General features: G+C 67.6%; 16 protein-coding genes. 5 read left to right on the plus strand and 11 right to left on the minus strand.

Going from position 1 to position 19,904, the window contains the following annotated elements:
• Positions 1–121: 121 nt before the first annotated feature.
• Positions 122–1,663, plus strand: a complete 1,542-nt coding sequence (locus LJ725_RS26200; RefSeq protein ID WP_230553905.1) for a M23 family metallopeptidase — start codon at positions 122–124, stop codon at positions 1,661–1,663.
• 3 nt (positions 1,664–1,666) lie between these two features.
• Here LJ725_RS26200 and clpB read toward each other — a convergent pair whose 3' ends face one another.
• Positions 1,667–4,273: an ATP-dependent chaperone ClpB gene (gene clpB, locus LJ725_RS26205; RefSeq protein ID WP_230553906.1), complete on the minus strand. Its 2,607-nt coding sequence runs from the start codon at positions 4,271–4,273 to the stop codon at positions 1,667–1,669.
• Positions 4,274–4,455: 182 nt separating this feature from the next.
• On the opposite strand from clpB, the gene LJ725_RS26210 reads away from it, so the two are divergent.
• Positions 4,456–5,016 (plus strand): DUF4337 domain-containing protein, encoded by a 561-nt coding sequence (locus LJ725_RS26210; RefSeq protein ID WP_230553907.1) that lies wholly within the window; start codon positions 4,456–4,458, stop codon positions 5,014–5,016.
• An 84-nt stretch (positions 5,017–5,100) separates the two neighbouring features.
• Here the strand turns inward: LJ725_RS26210 and LJ725_RS26215 are convergent, their stop codons facing one another.
• The 8 genes from LJ725_RS26215 to LJ725_RS26250 all read right to left on the minus strand — a co-directional run bounded on the left by LJ725_RS26215 (position 5,101) and on the right by LJ725_RS26250 (position 15,242).
• Positions 5,101–5,847: a DUF4167 domain-containing protein gene (locus LJ725_RS26215; RefSeq protein ID WP_230553908.1), complete on the minus strand. Its 747-nt coding sequence runs from the start codon at positions 5,845–5,847 to the stop codon at positions 5,101–5,103.
• Between the two features lie 175 nt (positions 5,848–6,022).
• Positions 6,023–6,892 (minus strand): peptide chain release factor N(5)-glutamine methyltransferase, encoded by an 870-nt coding sequence (prmC, locus tag LJ725_RS26220; RefSeq protein ID WP_230553909.1) that lies wholly within the window; start codon positions 6,890–6,892, stop codon positions 6,023–6,025.
• Positions 6,893–6,895: 3 nt separating this feature from the next.
• On the minus strand, positions 6,896–7,960 hold the full coding sequence (prfA, locus tag LJ725_RS26225; RefSeq protein WP_230553910.1) for a peptide chain release factor 1: 1,065 nt from the start codon (positions 7,958–7,960) through the stop codon (positions 6,896–6,898).
• Position 7,961: 1 nt separating this feature from the next.
• Entirely contained in the window at positions 7,962–9,194 is a 1,233-nt protein-coding gene (hisS, locus tag LJ725_RS26230) for a histidine--tRNA ligase (protein ID WP_230553985.1), read from the minus strand.
• Positions 9,195–9,248: 54 nt separating this feature from the next.
• Positions 9,249–10,400: a flavodoxin-dependent (E)-4-hydroxy-3-methylbut-2-enyl-diphosphate synthase gene (gene ispG / locus LJ725_RS26235; protein WP_230553911.1), complete on the minus strand. Its 1,152-nt coding sequence runs from the start codon at positions 10,398–10,400 to the stop codon at positions 9,249–9,251.
• 46 nt (positions 10,401–10,446) lie between these two features.
• Entirely contained in the window at positions 10,447–11,433 is a 987-nt protein-coding gene (locus tag LJ725_RS26240) for a helix-turn-helix domain-containing protein (RefSeq protein ID WP_230553912.1), read from the minus strand.
• A gap of 80 nt (positions 11,434–11,513) precedes the next feature.
• Complete coding sequence (gene ptsP / locus LJ725_RS26245; RefSeq protein ID WP_230553913.1) at positions 11,514–13,745, minus strand: phosphoenolpyruvate--protein phosphotransferase; 2,232 nt, start codon at positions 13,743–13,745, stop codon at positions 11,514–11,516.
• Positions 13,746–13,994: 249 nt separating this feature from the next.
• Positions 13,995–15,242: an aspartate kinase gene (locus LJ725_RS26250; RefSeq protein WP_230553914.1), complete on the minus strand. Its 1,248-nt coding sequence runs from the start codon at positions 15,240–15,242 to the stop codon at positions 13,995–13,997.
• Positions 15,243–15,320: 78 nt separating this feature from the next.
• Between LJ725_RS26250 and ubiG the strand changes: the two genes are divergently transcribed.
• Positions 15,321–16,094, plus strand: a complete 774-nt coding sequence (ubiG, locus tag LJ725_RS26255) for a bifunctional 2-polyprenyl-6-hydroxyphenol methylase/3-demethylubiquinol 3-O-methyltransferase UbiG (protein ID WP_230553915.1) — start codon at positions 15,321–15,323, stop codon at positions 16,092–16,094.
• A 144-nt stretch (positions 16,095–16,238) separates the two neighbouring features.
• On the opposite strand, the gene LJ725_RS26260 is transcribed toward ubiG, so the two are convergent.
• A complete protein-coding gene (locus tag LJ725_RS26260; protein WP_230553916.1) occupies positions 16,239–16,724 on the minus strand; it encodes a DUF1178 family protein in 486 nt (161 codons plus the stop codon).
• Between the two features lie 97 nt (positions 16,725–16,821).
• Between LJ725_RS26260 and LJ725_RS26265 the strand changes: the two genes are divergently transcribed.
• Positions 16,822–17,691: a DMT family transporter gene (locus LJ725_RS26265; protein ID WP_230553917.1), complete on the plus strand. Its 870-nt coding sequence runs from the start codon at positions 16,822–16,824 to the stop codon at positions 17,689–17,691.
• A complete protein-coding gene (locus tag LJ725_RS26270) occupies positions 17,688–18,185 on the plus strand; it encodes a class I SAM-dependent methyltransferase (RefSeq protein ID WP_230553918.1) in 498 nt (165 codons plus the stop codon). The genes LJ725_RS26265 and LJ725_RS26270 overlap by 4 nt, the downstream gene beginning before the upstream one ends.
• 9 nt (positions 18,186–18,194) lie before the next feature.
• On the opposite strand, the gene LJ725_RS26275 is transcribed toward LJ725_RS26270, so the two are convergent.
• Positions 18,195–19,895, minus strand: a complete 1,701-nt coding sequence (locus LJ725_RS26275; protein ID WP_230553919.1) for an N-acyl-D-amino-acid deacylase family protein — start codon at positions 19,893–19,895, stop codon at positions 18,195–18,197.
• Between the last annotated feature and the right edge of the window lie 9 nt (positions 19,896–19,904).

The raw sequence follows: 19,904 nt of genomic DNA on the forward strand, positions 1-19,904 counted from the left end.
AAAAGATTTAACGCCCCGGCCCCACCCCTAACCGAGGCCCCGGACCAACCGGGGCACACATAGGTCAGAGGTCATGACGGGTTCCCCCCCACCGTCGGACCGGTCGAAAAACCCCGGAAGCATGACTTTCGGGCTCTTCCGGCCTGTCCTGTTCGCGATCGGCATCATTGGCCTGGCCATGGCAGGCCTGGTTCTCAGCCACCGCTCCAACCCTGAAATTGCGGCCTTGCCGCCCTCTGCCAACGCCCCCGCCGGCCCCGTCGTTCCGGCCGCCCCGGTCGCTGCGCCCCCCGCAAAGCCCGGATCTGCGCCCGTAATCCTCGCCGACAGCGAGCCCCCGCCGCCACCGAGCGCCGCCGATTTCGGTAGGACGACGCCGCCGATCGACTTCCGGGGCTTCCAGATGAAGCCGCCGGGCGCGCCCGCGGCGGCCGCAGAAGCCGAGCCGCCGGCCAGCGACATCTACGATCTCACGTTGCGCCTCGAGAAAGGCGACACGATCGAGAAGCTGCTGGCCGACATCGACGTCGCCCCGGCCGACCGCAAGCAGATCGCCGAGAAGCTCCAGTCGCTACTGAAGAAGCGGCGCCTGGCGGTCGGCGAGACGATCGAGCTCACCATGCAGACGATCCCCGAGCAGCCCGATGCGCCGCGCGTGCTTGCATTGTCGGTCCGGCCTCAACCCGAGCGGGAATACATCGTCAGCCGCACCGACGACGGCAACTACGAGGCCGACGAGAAGGTCTACAAGGTCAGCCCGCGGATCGTGCGTGTGGAAGGCGAGCGCGACGGCTCGCTGCAGCAGAGCGGGATCAAGGCCGGCGCGCCTTCGGCGGCGATGATCGAGTTCGTGCGCGCCCTGTCCTACGACGTCGATTTCCAGCGCGAACTGAAGCAGGGGCAGAAGTTCACCGTCCTGCTCGAGCAGCTTGTGACCAGCGACGGCAAGGTCACCCATCCCGGCCGCCTGCTTGCGGGCGAACTGCGGCTCTTCAAGCGCACGGTCACCGTGATCCGCTACCGGCCCCAGGGCGGCGCCGAAGGCTTCTACAACCCCCAAGGCGAGAGCGTGGTGCGCTCCTTCCTGCGCACGCCGATGGACGCTTCGCGCATCACCTCGCGCTTCGGCATGCGCGAGCACCCCATCCTGGGCTTCAGCGCGCTGCACGCGGGCGTTGACTTCGCCGCACCGTCCGGCACGCCGATTCTGGCTGCCGGTACAGGAAAGGTCGTATCGGCGGGGCCCAACGGCGGATACGGTCTCTACGTCAAGTTGCAGCACACGCAGGACGTGGCGACGGCCTACGCCCACATGTCGCGCATCGGCCCGGGCATCAAGCCCGGCGTCTCGGTGCGGCAGGGACAGGTGATCGGCTTCGTCGGATCGACCGGCATGTCGACGGGTCCGCATCTGCACTACGAGTTCCTGAAGGGCGGCAAGCACGTCAATCCGCTCACCCAGAAGTTCGCCATGCGCGGCACCGTGGGCGGCAAGGACGCGGCGCGCTTCCAGGCCCTGGCTAAGCAGTATCTCGCGCAGCTGAAGAGCGCGCCGGTCGCCGGCGACATCGACAAGCCGGCCGAACAGCCGAAGCCCGCACCAAAGAAAACGGCGCAGGCTCCGAAGGAACCCGCGCCGTCTCAGGTCGCCAAGGGCGACTAGCTCCTAGTCGGCAGCGTCGCTCATCACGCGCTCGCCGCCGACGGTCAGTTCGCCGTTCTCGACACCGACCTCGACGGTGTCGCCGTCGCGGATCTTGCCCTCGAGAAGCTGGGTCGCCAGCGGGTTCTGCAGGCTGCGCTGGATCACCCGCTTGAGCGGCCGCGCCCCGTAGACCGGGTCGTAGCCGCGGTTGGCCAGCCACTGCATCGCCTTGCCGTCGAGCTTCAGCTGGATCTTGCGATCCGCCAGCAGCTTCAGCAGCTTTTGCATCTGCACTTCGACGATGTCCGTCATGTGCGCCCGGCTGAGGCGGTTGAACAGCAGGATCTCGTCGAGACGGTTCAGGAACTCCGGACGGAACGCCCGGCGCACCTCCTCCATGACCTGCTCGCGCACCGACTCGGCGGGCTCGCCGTCCTTCAGGGCCGCCAGGTGCGAACTGCCGAGGTTGGACGTCAGGATGATCAGCGTGTTCTTGAAGTCGACCGTGCGGCCCTGGCCATCGGTCAGGCGACCGTCGTCCAGCACCTGCAGCAGCACGTTGAACACGTCCGGGTGCGCCTTCTCGACCTCGTCGAACAGGATCACCTGGTAGGGCCGGCGCCGCACCGCCTCGGTGAGAACGCCACCCTCGTCGTAGCCGACATAGCCCGGCGGCGCGCCGATCAGGCGGCTGACGGAGTGCTTCTCCATGAACTCGCTCATGTCGATGCGCACCATTGCGGTGTCGTCGTCGAACAGGAACGCCGCGATCGCCTTGGTGAGCTCGGTCTTGCCGACGCCCGTGGGGCCGAGGAACAGGAACGAACCGATCGGACGGTTCGGGTCCTGCAGGCCTGCGCGGGCGCGCCGCACCGCGTTCGCCACCGCGACGACGGCCTCGTCCTGGCCGATCACCCGCTTGTGGATCTCCTCCTCCATGCGCAGGAGCTTGGAGCGCTCGCCTTCCAGCATCTTGTCGACAGGCACGCCGGTCCAGCGCGACACGACGGCCGCGATGTCCTCGGGCATGACCTCTTCCTTCACGCCCTTTCCGCCCGCGACTTCCTGGCTCTCGGCCTCCTTGAGCTTCTTCTCGAGATCGGGGATCACGCCGTAGGCCAGTTCGCCCGCCTTGGCGAGTTCGCCCCGGCGCTGCGCGATGTCGAGCTCGGAACGCGCCTTGTCGAGCTGCTCCTTCACCTTCTGGGAATCGGCGAGCTTGTCCTTGGCCGAGGTCCACTGCGCGGTCAGCGCGGCGGACTTCTCCTCGAGTTCCGACAGTTCTTTCTCGAGGCGCCCCAGGCGATCGCGCGACGCGTCGTCGCTTTCCTTCCTGAGCGCCTCCTTCTCGATCTTGAGCTGCATGATGCGCCGGTCGAGCTCGTCCAGCGCCTCGGGCTTGCTGTCGACCTGCATGCGGATGCGGCTGGCCGCCTCGTCCATGAGGTCGATCGCCTTGTCCGGCAGGAACCGGTCGGCGATGTAGCGGTTGGAGAGCGTCGCGGCGGCCACGATCGAGGAGTCCGCGATCCGGACGCCGTGATGCAGCTCGTACTTCTCCTTGAGACCGCGCAGGATCGAGATCGTGTCCTCGACCGTCGGCTCGGCCACGAACACCGGCTGGAAGCGCCGCGCGAGCGCCGCGTCCTTCTCGATGTGCTTGCGATACTCGTCGAGCGTCGTGGCGCCCACGCAGTGCAGTTCGCCGCGCGCCAGCGCGGGCTTCAGCATGTTGGACGCGTCCATCGCGCCGTCGGCCTTGCCCGCCCCGATCAGCGTGTGCAGCTCGTCGATGAAGACGATGATCTCGCCCTCGGCCGACGAGATTTCCGACAGCACGCCCTTCAGGCGCTCCTCGAACTCGCCGCGGAACTTGGCGCCCGCGACCATGGAGCCGAGGTCGAGCGACATCAGCTTCTTGTTCTTGAGAGATTCCGGCACGTCGTCGTTGACGATGCGCAGCGCGAGGCCCTCGGCGATGGCGGTCTTGCCGACGCCGGGCTCGCCGATCAGCACCGGATTGTTCTTGGTGCGGCGGCTCAGCACCTGGATGGTGCGGCGAATCTCCTCGTCACGGCCGATCACCGGGTCGAGCTTGCCGTCCCGGGCGGCCTGGGTGAGGTCGCGCGCGTACTTCTTCAGCGCGTCGTAGCTGTCCTCGGCCGACGCCGAATCGGCGGTGCGGCCCTTGCGCAGCTCCTGCACGGCCTTTTCGAGCGCCTGCGGCTTCACCCCGCCCTTGGCCAGCGCCTCGGCCGCGTCGGTGCCCTTGGCGAGCACCAGCGCAATCAGCATGCGCTCGACCGTGACGAAGGAATCGCCGGCCTTCTCGGCAATGGTCTCGGCCTGGTCGAACAGGCGCGCGGTCTCGGGCGCCAGGTAGATCTGGCCGGAGCCCTGGCCCTCGACCTTGGGCTGCTTGGCAAGATTGGCCTCGACAGCGCGATAGACCGCGCGCGAATCGCCTCCCGCAGCGGCAATCAGGTTGGCCGCGAGGCCTTCCGGATCGTCGAGCAGCACCTTCAGGACATGGTCTGGAATAAGCCGCTGGTGGCCTTCGCGAAGCGCCATCATCTGGGCGCTCTGCAGGAAGCCCCGCATGCGTTCGGTGTATTTTTCCTGATTCATACTCAACCCTTTCCTTTACGCCCCCGTCGAGCGGCGGGCGGAAGAGCGGACCCTCCTGGGAGGCGTCCTGAAGGCGATATGGGATCGGATCCGCGGGGTACAAGACCTCAAACCGCGTGCGGCTTTCGCACCCTGAAAACGTGCGTTAAGAACACGATCGACGCAGAGGGGGAGGCTTCCGAATGTCCGGCGGACACGGCCACGTCGACAGTTCCAACAAGAAAATCGCGCTGCTGGTGGCGATCCTGGCGGCATTGCTCGCGGTGTCGGAAATGGGCGGCAAGAGCTCGCAGACCAACGCCCTGTCGAGCCACATCGACGCCTCCAACATCTGGTCCTTCTTCCAGTCCAAGACCATCCGGCAGACGACGCTGAGGACCGCCGCCGAGGAGGTGGAGGCCACCTTCAAGGACAGTCCGGGAACCGTGCCGCCGGCGCTCAAGGCGCAGGCCGAGCGGTGGCGCCAGACGGCGCAGCGCTACGAGACCGAGCCCGACACCAACGAGGGCCGCAAGGAACTGGCCGCCCGCGCCAAGGCAAAGGAGGCGCATCGCGACCGCTCGATGGCCGCCTATCACATGTTCGAGTACGGCTCGGCCTGCTTCCAGCTCGCCATCGTGCTGGCCGGTGCGGCCGCGCTCACGACGGTCGTGTGGCTCACTTTCCTGTCGGTCGGCCTGGGCGTGCTCGGCTTCGGTTTCACGCTGTTGGCGTTCGTCGCGCCGACCCTGATCCACCTCTAGGTCCCAGCGACACGCCGGACACAGCAAAACGCCCGCTGGCAGCGGCCAGCGGGCGTTCTCCTGGATAGTCCTTCGGGCGTGCGATCAGGCGCGCCGGCCGCCGCTCGCTGGCACCAGCTCCGGAACCTCGGGCTGCTCCTCGATCGAGGGGTCGCTGCCGACCGGGCTCGTGCGACCGTTCTGGAGAAAGGCCACGCCGTTGAGACCGGGCTCGGCCTCGCCGTGATCGTCGCGGTCACGATCCCGCTCGCGGTCGTTCGGCCGGAAGTCGCTCTGGCGCCGGTCGTTGTGGCGCTGGTTGCCCTGGCGGTGCTCGGACTGGCGATGCTCACCCTGTCGGTGCTCGCCTTGCCGATGCTCGCCCTGGCGATTCTCCTGGGCCCGATGCTCGGAGGGGGCCTGCTCGCCGGACGGGCCATCGCCGCCGTGCGGCTGCCCGCCGGCCTGGCCCTGCTGCGGCTGGCCGGCCTGCTGCCCCGGCTGGCCCTGCTGCTGCCCGTCCTCGCCGCCTTCCCAGCCCGGGTTGCGCTGGACGAAGCCGCCCATCGACTGGATCACCCGGAAGTAATGGTCGGCGTACTGGTAATAGGCTTCGGCCAGGATGCGATCGCCGGAAGAGGCGGCCTCGCGAGCCAGCGACTGATACTTGTCGAAAACCTGATGGGCGTTGCCGCGGACCCGGACGTCGGGGCCACTGCTATCGAAAATCTGGTTTCGATTGGGCGGGCGATTCGGATTGTGATGCTGGGGCTTGTGATGATGGTTGTTGCCACCGCCACCGCCGCCACCACTGCGACCGCCGCGCGACCGCTGACGATTGTTGGGTCTCATTAAACCTGGGCCAGTTACACGCCGGACGGATGTTGTTGTTGGAGCCCCTCTGCCCTTCACGGGCGCCGTCACGGCTGATTTCAGGGGGTTTGGTGTCCGCCGCCACAACCGGTCGGACCAGTACCCCCCAAGGGGTAAGCGGAACCTAGTCTCATTCCCCTTGATTGCCAACCACTTAATATTGGGCCGGGATCACCCGCTCGACCCCGCCCAGATCCCGGCGGGGTGGCCCGGGCCGGAATCCCGCCGCCGCAAAAAGGGTTGCGATCTCAGCCGCTTGGCCCTCGCCTCCCTCGACGACCGCCCAGCCGCCCGGAACCACCAGGCTGGCCGCGTCGGCGGCGATGGCGCGATACGCCGCAAGCCCGTCGGCCCCGCCGTCCAGCGCCAGCCGCGGCTCGTGCCTGGACACTTCGGGCATAAGGCCATCGACCGTGCCGCTCTCGATGTAGGGCGGGTTTGATACGAGAAGATCGAACGGGCCACCCAGACGTCCGGCCCAGCCGGGCTCTCGCCAGTCGCCCGCCAGCAGGCGCGCCCGGGGCGCCACACCCAGGGCCTCCGCGTTGGCGCGGGCCACTTCGAGCGCCGCCGACGAGGCGTCGATCCCGACGCCGCTCGCCTGCGGATACTCCCGCAGCAGCGTGAGCAGCAGGCAGCCCGATCCCAGGCCGAGGTCGGCGATGCGCAGCGGCCGGCCGCGGTCGGGAAACAGGTCGAGGACGGTCTCGATCACCGTCTCGCTGTCGGGCCGCGGCACCAGCACGGCGGGCGAGACCCGGAACACGAGCCCCCAGAATTCACGCTCGCCCAGAATGTAGGCCATCGGCTCGCGCCGCACGCGCCGCGCCGTGAGATCCCGCAGCGTGGTCGTCACCGCCGCCGGCGCCTGGTCGGGCCCACGGGCGATCAGCTGCTCAATCGAAAGACCCGCGGCGTGGCTCAGCAGCAGGCGGGCCTCGAAACGCACGTTGTCGATGCCGGCCGCGGTCAGAGCGACGGCGGTATCGCGCAGGAGCGCGTCGTAGGAGCCGCCCGCTGCCACCCGCTAGGCCGCGAGCTCCGCCAGCCGCGAAGCCTCATCGTCCGCGGTCAGCGCATCGACGATCGCATCCAGCCCCCGCCCGTCCATCACCTCGGCCAGATTGTAGAGGGTCAGGTTGATGCGGTGATCGGTGACGCGGCTCTGCGGGAAATTGTAGGTGCGGATGCGTTCGCTGCGGTCGCCACTGCCGACCTGGCCTTTGCGGTCCGCCGCGCGCTGCGCGTCGAGCCGCTGACGCTCGGCATCGTAGAGGCGGGCACGCAGGATCTTCATCGCCTTGGCGCGGTTCTTGTGCTGGCTCTTCTCGTCCTGCTGGCTGACCACGACGCCGGTCGGGATGTGGGTGATGCGCACCGCCGAGTCGGTCGTGTTGACCGACTGGCCACCCGGCCCGGAGGCGCGGAACACGTCGATGCGCAGGTCCTTCTCGTCGATCTTGATGTCGACCTCCTCGGCTTCCGGCAGCACCGCCACCGTCGCCGCCGACGTGTGGATCCGGCCCTGTGCCTCGGTGGCCGGCACACGCTGCACGCGATGCACGCCCGATTCGAACTTGAGGCGGGCGAAGACGCTGCGCCCCGTCACCGTGGCGATCGCCTCGCGGTAGCCGCCGATGCCGGTGTCGGACAGTTCCATGACCTCGAACTTCCAGCCCTTCTCGGCGGCGTAGCGCTGGTACATGCGGAACAGGTCCGCGGCGAACAGCGCCGCCTCGTCGCCGCCGGTGCCGGCGCGGATTTCCAGGATGGCGTTCTTCTCGTCGGCCGCATCCTTGGGCAGCAGCATCCGCTTCACGGTGCGCTCCAGCTCGGGCAGGCGCTTGCGCAGCTCCGCTGCCTCCTCCTCGGCCATCGCCTTCATGTCGGGATCGGAGGCCATCGCCTCCGCATCCTTCAGTTCCTGCTCGGCCTTGTGCCACTCGTTCACGGCCTCGACGAGCGGGCCGAGATCGGCATATTCCTTCGAGGCCGCGACGAACTTCTGCGAGTCGAGCGTGCCGGCGGACAGCGCTGCCTGCAGTTCGGCATGGCGCGCCACGACCTGGTTCAGTTTCAGCAGGAGCGACATCTCAGACCTTCAGAGCTTCGGCGAGGGTGTCGAGCGGCACTTCGCGCTGCGCACCGCTGTCGAGGTCCTTCAGCTGGGCCACGCCCTTTGCCAGTTCGTCGTCGCCGATGATGACCGCGGCGCGGGCATTGAGCTTGTTGGCCCGCTGCATGCGCCGCTTCATGTTGCCGCGATAGTCCTGCTCGACGGCGATGCCCTGCTTGCGCAAGGTCCGCGCGATGCCCAGGGCCTTCGCCTCGGCGGCCGCGCCGAGCGGTGCGATGACGACGGGCCGCGGCAGCGGCCGGGGCTCGTCGGCCAGCATCATCAGGCGTTCGATGCCGCCGGCCCAGCCGATGCCGGCGGTGGGCGGCCCCCCCAGTTCGGCGATCAGCCCGTCGTAGCGGCCGCCGCCCAGCACCGTGCCCTGTGCGCCGAGATGGGTGGTCACGAACTCGAAGGCGGTGTGAGTGTAGTAGTCGAGCCCGCGCACCAGGGCCGGATCGACCTCGAAGGCGATGCCCGCGGCCGTGAGCCCGTCCTGCACCGACTTGAAGAAGTCTCGGCTGGCCTCGTTCAGGTGATCGGAGAAGCTCGGCGCATTCGCATTGATCGCCTTGTCGCCCTCGTCCTTGCTGTCGAGGATGCGCAGCGGATTGCGCGCAAGCCGGGTGCGCGAATCCTCCGACAGCTTGTCTGCGTGTGCTGAATAGTAGTCGGTCAGCACCTTGCGGTAACCGGCGCGGCTTTCCGGATCACCCAGCGAATTGATCTTGAGCGTGCAGCGATCGAGGATCGTGAGCCGGTCGAGGATGTCGGCCGCGACCGAGATCACCTCGATGTCGGCGCCGGGCTCGGGTGCGCCCAGCACCTCGAGGTCGATCTGGTGGAACTGACGCTGCCGGCCCTTCTGCGGCCGCTCGTAGCGGAACATCGGCCCGGCCGCGAAGACCTTGAGCGGCAGCTGCTGCGCGAGCTCGCCGTTCGACACGAAGGCGCGGCAGATGCCGGCCGTGTACTCTGGCCGCAAGGTCAGCGATTCGTCGCCGCGATCCTTGAACGTGTACATTTCCTTCGACACGACGTCGGTCGTCTCGCCGATGCCGCGCGCGAACAGCTCGGTGAACTCGAAGATCGGCGTCGCCATCTCGCGGTAGCCGTAGAGGCGCGCGACATCGCGCGCCGTGTCGACGACGTGCGCGAAGCGCCGGTAGTCGTCGGGAAGGAGGTCGTGCGTGCCACGCACGGGTTGCATCTTGCTCACGGGAAATCGCCTTGGAAAATCGTCGGGAAGGGAAGCCTGGGACCGCTACTCCGCGGCGGTGCGATGTCGCTCGGCTTCTTTCAACCGGCCCTCGTGCGCCTTGGCCGCCTCGATCTCGGCAGCCTTCTTCTCGATCAGCCCGACAAGATGGTCGACGACGTTGGCGTCCTTCAGCCGATGGTGCGGAACGCCGGCGATGTAGACCTGGTGGGTGTTCGAGCCGCCGCCGGTGAAACCGATGTCGGTCTCGCGCGCCTCGCCCGGCCCGTTCACCACGCAGCCGATCACCGACACCGTCATCGGCGTGGTGATGTGGGCGACACGCTTCTCCAGCGCCTCGACCGTACGAATCACGTCATACTGCTGACGCGCGCAGGACGGGCAGGAGATGATGTTGACGCCGCGATGGCGCAGGTTCAGCGCCTTCAGCATCTCGAAGCCGACACGGACCTCTTCCTCGGGCTCGGCCGAGAGCGAGACGCGGATCGTGTCGCCGATGCCGGCCCACAGGAGTGATCCCATGCCGATCGACGACTTCACGGTTCCGGCCCGGATGCCACCCGCCTCGGTGACGCCGACATGCAGGGGATAGTCGCAGGCCTCGGCCAGCTGCTGGTAGGCCGCGACCGCGAGGAAGACGTCGGACGCCTTCACGCTGATCTTGAACTCGTGGAAGTCGTGGTCCTGCAGGATACGCGCGTGATCGAGCGCGCTCTCGACCATCGCCTCGGGACAGGGCTCGCCGTACTTCTCCAGCAGATCCTTTTCCAGCGAGCCGGCATTGACACCGATGCGCATGGAACAGCCATGGTCCTTGGCGGCCTTGACGACCTCGCGGACCCGCTCGGCACTGCCGATGTTGCCCGGATTGATGCGCAGGCAGGCGGCCCCCGCCTCGGCGGCCTCGATGGCGCGCCGATAGTGAAAGTGGATGTCGGCCACGACCGGGACCTTGGCGGCCTTCACGATGCGCGGCAGCGCCGCCGTCGACTCCTCGTCGGGGCAGGACACGCGGATGATATCCACACCCGCCTCTTCGCAGCGGCGGATCTGGGCGATGGTCGCCTCGGCGTCCGCGGTCAACGTGTTGGTCATGGTCTGGACGGTGATCGGCGAATCGCCGCCCACCGGTACGGACCCGACCATCACCCGCCGCGACTTGCGGCGCTGGATGTCGCGGTACGGTCTGATGCTCATGACGACAATGTAGCGGCGAGGCCTCGCCTCCGCCAGAGAGCCCGCGTCAGCGCGCTTCGGTAATGCGGTAGGCGATCCCGGCCGGGACGACGTAGCTCTCGCCGGCCCGCACATAGGTCTGCGTCAGCACGTCGCCATTGGGAGCCCGCAGCTCGACCCAGCTGTTGGTCTTCACGCTGATCGGGGTATTGACCCGGACCGGCAGCGACGGCTGGGTGGCCGGATCGGGCTGGCGCGCCGTGGCTTCCTCGACCGGCTTCGGCGGGTCGAGGCGCGGCGGCTCGATCGGTGCCGGCGGCTGGGCGGCCTGAGCCTGGCCGATCGACGGCACGTTCATCACGACCGGCGGCGGGGGTGCGGGGACCGCCACGACGACGGGCGGCGGCGCCAGAGGCGCAGCCGGAGTGCCGCTGTCGACGCGCTGCGCCGGCCAGACCTGGGCCGGGAGCGAACCGTTGATGGTGCGGGTATCCTGGCCCGGAGCCGGCGGCAGCTGGGGCACGAACGGATTGGACGGCGCCGCCGGCTTTGCGGCACCCTGGGCGGCCGGGGCGGCCGGTCTTTCCGACAGCAGCCGGTCCGGCACCGGCGGAACCTTCTCTGCCACGATGGCCTGATCGCGCGGCATGTAGTGCCACACGCCGTAGCCGGCAGCGACGACGAGCAGGACGGTGAGGACAGCGAGGCCGATCGGAGCCCGCCGCTCCATCACCGGGAAATCGGCGGGTAGCGTGACGGGACGCTTGATGGGGACGGCGCCCGACAGGTGATACGCGGTCATGACCTTTTCCGGATCGAGACCGACATGGGCGGCATAAGCGCGGAGGAACGCGGGAATGTAGGCAGCGCCGGGAAGCTGGTCGTAGCGGCCTTCCTCGATGGCCTCGAGATGGGCACGCCGGATGCGGATGCTCTTCTCGACTTGAGTCAGGTCCAGACCGCGCGCCTCGCGTTGATCGCGTAGGAGTCGACCGACCGCCTGGCCTGGTCCGGCCTCGCGCTCCATCGCCCGCCAGTCAACCTGATCCGGCATTGATATTCCCTGATTGTCCCCTCGTCGCGACTCTTAGCAGAGGCCCCATGGCAGGGCAAAAGCGATTCGACTTCGAGTCGCTAAATTTCGATCGCATGATCGGCGGCGAAGAGACGCAACGTCTCACGCAACGGCCGATCCGGTTGAGCAAGCGCAGAGCTCATGAAACCAACGGCCTCATTGAGATCGAGCGAACGGATCATGGCCTTCACCGGACCGATCGAACCGGGCGACATCGACAACGATCGTACGCCTATGGCGAGCAGGGCCAGCGCCTCGACGGGACGCCCCGCCATCTCGCCGCACACGGAAACATCGACACCCGCGGGACGCACCTTATCCACTACAAAATGTAGCAGTCTCAGGAGGGCCGGTGACAAGCTGTCGTAGCGCCCGGCAAGTCTGCTGTTACCGCGATCGGCCGCATACAGGAACTGCATCAGATCGTTGGTGCCCACCGATATGAAATCGATGTGCGGCAGCAGACTGTCGAGCTGCCAGGCCAGCGCCGGCACCTCGAACATGACGCCAACGCGCACGCGTTCCGGCACCGGCTGGCCACGGCGCTTCGCACGATCGAGTTCCAGTTCGAGCAGATGGCGCGCGCGTAGCAATTCGGTGACCTCGGCGATCATCGGAAACATGATCGAGAGGGCGCGTCCGTTCGCGGCCATGATCATCGCGCGCAGCTGACGCCGCAGCATCGCCGGCCGGTCGAGCCCGATGCGGATGGCACGCCATCCCATCGCAGGATTTTCATCTCCGAACGAGTCGATGTACGGAAGAACCTTGTCGCCTCCCACATCGAGCGTGCGAAAAGTCACGGGCCGTCCATCCGCAAGATCGAGCACACGACCGTAGAGCCAGGCCTGTGCATCGACGTCGGGAAACTCCGAACGCACCATGAACGGGATCTCGGTTCGATAGAGACCGACGCCGTCGGCACCGGTATCGTCGAGATGCTGCATGTCGATCAGCAGGCCGGCATTCATGTTGAGCGAGACACGTGCCTGGTCGCGTGTCGTCGAAGGCAGGTCGCGCAATGCCGCGTACTTGCGACGCCGCTCCGCCCGTGCGTCGAGCGCCAGATGGACGGTCTGCAGGATGTCCTCGGCCGGCCGCACCAGGACCTGCGCATTGTCGCCGTCGACCACGATCGGATCGCCGGCCTCGACGCGCGCCAGCACGTTGGGCGCGCGGCCGACGACCGGGATGTCGAGGGCCCGCGCCACGATCGCCACGTGGCTCAGCGCCGACCCCTCTTCCAGCACGAGGCCGCGCAGCCGGTTGCGGTCATAGTCCAGCAGTTCGGCCGGCCCCATGTCGCGGGCGATCACGATCATGTCCTCGGGCAGCGACGCGGGGTCGGTGGCGACGCGGCCGGTGAGGCGCAGCAACAGGCGATTGCTGAGATCCTGCAGGTCGCTCAGCCGCTCGCGGATATAGGGATCGGTCGACTGCCCCAGGCGCGTGCGCACGTCGTCGAAGGCGCGCTGGACGCCGGCCTCTGCGGTCAGGCCGGAATCGATGGCCTCACGCACCCGCTCGGCCCAGCCGCGATCGTCGACGAACATGCGGAAGGTCTCGAGGATTTCGCGCTGCTCGCCCGACTGCATGTCGTGTGCCTCGAGCATCCGGTCGACGTCCTCCCGGACACCGTGCAAGGCCTCCTGAAAGCGGACCAGCTCCTGCTCGACGTTCTCGGCGACCACCCGCTGGATGACGATTCGCGGCTCGTGCAGCACGGCGCGGCCGATGGCGACGCCGGGCGTGAGCTGCACGCCGTCGACCCGCAGGGGCAGCAGGCCGATCCCGTCGACCTGCTGGACCTCGTTGGGACTGACAACGTGGCTGGCCGAGACCAGTTCCGCCAGCACCATGGCGATGGTCTGCAGCGTCTCGACTTCTTCCTCGTCGTACTGCCGGCGCGTGCGGTTCTGGACGACCAGCACGCCGAGCACACGGCCGGCGCGCAGGATCGGCACGCCCGCCAGCGAATGGTAGATTTCCTCCCCCGTTTCGGGGCGATAGGCGAACTGCGGATGGTGCTGGGCATCGTCGAGCGCCAGCGGCCGCCCATGGGCGGCGATGTCGCCCACCAGGCCCTCGCCGACCCGCAGGCGCGTGCTATGGACCGCCGAGGGGTTGAGGCCCTGCGTGGCGAACAGTTCCAGCACCTCGCCGGCGCGCAGCAGATAGATCGAGCAGACCTCCGCCACCATCTCGTTGGCGACGAGCCGCACGACCTCGCCCAGCGTCACTTCGACGGACTCGGCACGCGCCATCGTGTCCCGGAGCCGCTTGAGGAGCATTCGCGGTCCGGCCAGGGGAGTTGATCTCTCCATGGTCAGACCGCGGGATGCTTGAGTCGAATGACGACGAAGCTGCGGTCGATGACGCAGGCGCAAACTCGCCAGGCCGCGGCCGCCGACTTGGTCGGTCGGGCGTCAAGGCAAGGCTCATGGGCGAGTGCGGCGTCCATGCGCCGCTTATAGCAAGACCCGCGCCGGACTGCCTACCGGCTAATTCGCAGAGTCCGACTGCACTTTAGGGACGGAATCTCAGGCCGCGTCCAGTCCATAGGCGGTGTGAAGGGCCCGCACCGCAAGTTCGGTGTACTCGGCGGCCACCAGCACGCTGATCTTGATCTCCGAGGTGGAGATGACCTGGATGTTGATCCCCTTGGCGGCCAGGGTTTCGAACATTTTGAGGGCGACGCCCGCGTGGCTGCGCATGCCGACGCCGATCACCGACACCTTGGAGACGTTGAGGTCGGACTTCACCTCGGCGAACTTCAGCTCGGCCTTCGCCCGTTCGAGCCTTTCCACGGCGCGGGCGAGATCGGCCTTGGGAACCGTGAAGGTCATGTCGGTGGCGCTGCCGTCGACCGAGACGTTCTGCACGATCATGTCGACGTTGATGTTGGCCTCGGCCAGCGGGCCGAAGATGGCGGCGGCGACGCCCGGACGGTCCGGCACCTGGACCACGGTGATCTTCGCCTCGTCCTTGGCGAAGGCGATGCCGCTCACGACGGACTTCTCGAGGCCCTGGGCCATGATCTCTTCCTCGTCCACAACCAGAGTTCCGGGCAGATCGCTGCCGAGCGCCTCGTCGAACGACGACAGCACCTGCACGCGCACATGATGGTTCATCGCCAACTCGACGGAGCGCGTCTGCAGCACCTTCGAGCCCAGCGAGGCCATTTCGAGCATTTCCTCGTAGGTCACGCGGTCGATCTTCTGCGCCTTGTCGACGATCCGCGGATCGGTCGTGTAGACGCCGTCGACATCGGTATAGATGTCGCAACGATCGGCCTTGAGGGCGGCTGCCAGCGCCACCGCCGAGGTGTCCGAGCCGCCGCGGCCCAGGGTGGTGATGCGGCCTTCCGGAGAGATGCCCTGGAAGCCCGGCACGACGGGGACCTCGCCTGCCGCCATGGTGCGGGCCATCTCTTCCGTGTCGATCTCGACGATGCGCGCCTTGGCGTAGGCATCGTCGGTCTTGATCGGAAGCTGCCATGACACCCAGGAGCGTGACTTCACGCCTTCCTGCTGCAGCGCCATGGCGAGAAGGCCGATCGTGACCTGCTCGCCCGTCGCGACAACCACGTCGTATTCGCGCGGATCGTGCAGCGGGGAGATTTCGTTGACCCACTTCACGAGCTGGTTGGTGGCGCCCGACATGGCCGAAACGACCACGGCGACCTCGTTGCCGCGCTGCACTTCGGCTTTGACCTTGCGCGCGACGTTCTTGATACGGTCGGTGTCGCCGACGGAAGTGCCGCCAAATTTCAGAACGATGCGCGCCATGAGCCTACTCGAAGGGCAAGCTTCTGCCCGGAAAGCGGGCTATAGACACCGTCGGCGCCATATGGGTCAAGGGTAGCCATGGTCGAAACCACGCATATCCCCACTGCCGGCACGGTCGATCCGGCCGAAGTCGAACGGTTTTCCCGCATTGCGGACGAGTGGTGGGATCCCGCCGGCAAGTTCGCGCCCCTGCACCGGCTCAATCCCGTGCGGATCGGCTACATCCGCGACCGCGTGGCCGCCCACTGGGGGCGCGACGCCCTGAACGGCGAGCCGTTGAAGGACCTGTCGCTCCTCGATATCGGCTGCGGCGGCGGCCTGATGAGCGAGCCGATGGCACGGCTGGGCGCCACCGTCACCGGCGTCGATGCCTCGGAGCGCAACGTCGGGACGGCCTCGGTGCATGCCACAGGCCAGGACCTCGCCATCGACTACCGCCAGGGCACCGCCGAGGCGCTGGCCGAGAGCGGCGCGCAGTTTGACGTCGTACTGGCGCTCGAGATCGTCGAGCATGTGGCCGACGTCGATCTGTTTCTGCGGTCGTGCGGCCGGCTGGTGAAGCCCGGTGGGCTCCTGTTCCTGTCGACCCTCAACCGCACCGCCAAGGCCTGGGCGCTGGCCATCGTCGGCGCCGAATACGTGCTGGGCTGGCTGCCGCGCGGCACGCACGACTGGAAGAAGTTTCTGAAACCCTCGGAGGTCGCGCGCGGCCTGCGGGCCGGCGGGATCGAGCCTCAGGAGATCGTCGGGGTCGTCTACGCCCCGCTCAGCCGCAAATGGTCGCTGAACAAGAACGACCTCGACGTGAACTACATGCTGTATGGGACTGCAGCCGGCGCACCGATGCGTTGAGAGCCGACGAAAGGTCCCTCGCTGCGCTCAGGATGACAGATGTTTCGCCATCGGCGCACCGTGCCTATTCCAGCAATATTGTCATCCTGAGCGCAGCGAAGGACCTTTGAGCGGCGCCGGATAATGTGACGCTACCGCCCGGCCTCAATTGCCGCGCGGGATCCAGGGAAGGCGGCCGAACTCGATTCCCTCTTCGGCCAGGGCCTCGGCTTCCTCGTCGGTGGTCTCGCCGTAGATGCCACGCTTGTCGCTTTCGCCGTAGTGAATCTTGCGCGCCTCGTCGGCGAACCTGTCGCCGACATGCTCGCAGTTCTTCTCGACCTCGGCGCGGACCTTGAGCAGGGCCTCGCGCAGTTCCTTGGGCATGTGGCGGGCCAGCGCGGCGATCTGCTGCTGCTCGGGCGACGGCGCGACGGCGGCTTCCGCGGACGGCTCGACGGTGGCCGGTACGGCGGCGTCCTTGCCCTTCTTGCCGATGCGGGGCGCCATCAGGGCGCGCTCGACCTTGTCCGAGCCGCAGACGGCGCAGCCGATCAGCGACTTCTTCTCCTGCCGTTCATAGGTCTTGCTGTCCTTGAACCAGCTGTCGAACTCGTGGCCCTTGGCGCAGCGCAAGCGATACAAAATCATGACAAACCGAAAAATGGTGGCTTGTCGCGCCGGACGCAAGGCCCGATTGTCGCGCCCCGCCCACCACGCCCGCCAAGACAACTCGTCGCCCGCACCGATGACCGCGCCCCAGCCTTCGAACCTCAAGGCCGCCTTCTGGATGGCGGGCTGGCTGACGGCGATGCTCGTCATGGCGATCGCCGGCCGCGAGACGACGCGCGAGCTCGACGTCTTCCAGATCATGGAGATGCGCTCGGTGATCGGCCTCGCGATGCTCTATCCGCTGATCCATCTGGGCGGCGGCTTCGCCAAGCTCGGGACGACACGGCCCTGGCAACAGGTCGGGCGCAACGTCGCCCATTACGGCGCGCAGTTCGCCTGGTTCAAGGCCCTGACCCTGATCCCGCTGGCCCAGGTCATCTCGATCGAGTTCACGATGCCGATCTGGACGGCGATCCTGGCCGTCGCCTTCCTCGGCGAGCGCATGGGGCTCTGGAAGAACCTCGCGGTGGTGCTGGGCATCGTCGGCGTCGTCATGATCGTGCGGCCCGGCACCAACGAGATCGTGCCCGGCCAGCTCATCGCGCTCGCAGCCGCGGTGGGCTTCGCGATCTCGGTCACCATGGTGAAATCGCTCACCCGCACCGACAGCGTGCTGACCATCCTGTTCTGGATGCTGGTCATCCAGTCGGTGATCGGCCTCATCCCGGCCCTCGACGTCTGGCGTTGGCCCTCCGCCTATGCCTGGGCGTGGATCGTCGCGATCGCTTTCTGCGGCACCTTCTCGCATTACTGCCTGACGCGCGCGATGCTGCATGCCGACGCCACGGTGGTCGTCCCGATGGATTTCCTGCGTGTGCCGCTGACCGCACTGGCCGGCTGGCTGCTCTACAACGAACGGCTGGACATGCTCACCATCCTCGGCGCAGCGCTGATCCTGTCGGGCAATCTGCTCAACCTGAAGGGCACGGGAGTACGCCGGTCATGACGCCCTCCCCCTGGATCGCCGTATGGGCCGGCCTGGTCCCACCCGACGCCGCGGTGCTCGACGTCGCGGCCGGAAGCGGCCGGCACACCCAGTTCTTCGCGGACCGCGGCCATCGCGTGACCGCGGTCGACCGCGACGTGACGGCGATCCCCGCCTCGGGGACGATCGAGGCGATCCAGGCCGATCTCGAGGACGGTTCCCCCTGGCCGCTGGCCGGCCGCCGATTCGGTGCGATCGTCGTGACGAACTACCTGCACCGTCCGCTCTTCCCGCTGTTGTTCGACGCGCTGCTGCCCGGCGGCATCCTGCTCTACGAGACCTTCATGGAAGGCAACGAACGGTTCGGCAAACCGAGCCGGCCCGAGTTCCTGCTGATGGATGGCGAGCTTCTGGACCTCGTGCGCGGAAGATTCTCGGTGACCGCCTACGAGGCGCGGATGATCAGTCAGCCAAAGATGGCCATGGTGCAGAGGATCGCCGCGCGGCGGCTGTAGGACGGCGCCTCAGCCGCGTGCGCCGCGCACCAGGCGGCCCGGCAAGGCGCCGGTCGCCTCGCCGCCGCGATAGACGATCGCGCCCGACACGATGGTCGCGTCGAAGCCATCGGTCCGCTGGATCAGGCGCTTGCCGCCCGCCGGCAGGTCGTAGACCACCTCGGGCCGGCGCAGCTTCATCCGGTCGTAGTCTATGACGTTGAGGTCCGCCTTGAGCCCGACCTTCAGCAGGCCCCGGTCGCGCAGGCCGATCTCTGCGGCGTTGTCCGCCGTCAGCCGCTTGATCGCCCACGACACGGGCAGCAGCGAGCCGCGCGGCCGGTCGCGCGTCCAGTGGGTCAATGTGTAACTGGTCGCCGTGGCGTCGCACATGATGCCGACATGGGCGCCGCCGTCGCCCAGGCCCAGCAGCGTGTTGGGCCGGTCGATCATCTCGCGCACCACGTCGAGATTGCCGGCGACATAGTTCGTGACCGGAAGATAGAGAATCTGTCTGCCATCGCGCTCCAGCATCAGATCGTAGGCGACCTCGGCGGCCGGACGGCCCTGCCGCGCGGCGATGGCGGCGACGCTCTGCTCGGCGGTCGGTTCATAGTCCGGCGGATCGTCGAGCGGGAACATGCGGTCCCAGCGGTCGACCAGCCGCCGCTGCTTGTCACCCTGGAAGGTTTCAGCGAGGACGCGCGCGCGAAACCCGGGGTCGCGCCAGTGCGCGAGACGCTCGGCGAACGGCAGGCGGGCGATGCGGTCAGCGCTGGGACGGCCGGTGAACGGCGTCTGCGACAGTTCCAGCCCCAGCAGCACGCTGGTCGGCCGCGTGCGGACCTGGGCGGTGATGCGCAGACCCTCGCGGTTGGCCTCGTCGATCTCGGCCATGGTCTCTCGCCAACCCTCGGGGCGCGCGTTGGACTGCAAGAGCGTGATGGTGACCGGCCGGCCGGACTCTCTCGCCAGCCGGCGGAACAGGGCCACCTCGCCCTCCTGGAAATCCGACACGATCTGTAGCCAGCCGGCGCCGGCCTCGCGCATGGCGCGGGCGATGGCGGTGAGTTCGGCCTCCTCCGCGCGCAGGGTCGGTATGTGCTTGCCGTCGGCCGAGCGGTGATTGAGCGTGCGCGATGTCGAGAAGCCCAGCGCGCCTGCGCGCAACCCCTCGACCGTCAGCTCCGCCATCCGCTGCCGATCCTGCTCGGTCGCGGGCTCGCGGTCGGCGCCGCGCTTGCCCATCACATAGACGCGCAACGCCGCGTGCGGCACCTGGGTTGCCACGTCGGCATCGTAGGAACGCGCGGCGATGGCATCCATGAAATCCGGGAAGCTGTGCCAGTTCCAAGGCAGGCCTTCGGACAATACGACCTCGGGTATGTCCTCCACGCCCTCCATCAAATTGATCAGCATGGCGTGCTGGTCTTCGTGACAGGGCGCGAAGCCCACGCCGCAGTTGCCGAGGACGACGGTGGTGGCGCCATTCCACGAGGACGGCGACAGCCGCTCGCTCCACGTCACCTGCGCGTCGTAATGGGTGTGCACGTCGACGAAGCCCGGCGTCACGAGCTTGCCGCGCGCGTCGATCTCCTCTCGTCCCTTGGGCAGGTTGTTGCCGATCGCGACGATCCTGCCGTCCTCGATCGAGAGGTCGGCCTCGTAGGGATCGCCGCCCGATCCGTCGACGATGGTGCCGTTGCGAATCACCAGGCTGGGAGAGGACATCGGAGACTC

This window comes from Reyranella aquatilis (assembly GCF_020880995.1).
Classification (GTDB): Bacteria; Pseudomonadota; Alphaproteobacteria; order Reyranellales; family Reyranellaceae; genus Reyranella; species Reyranella aquatilis.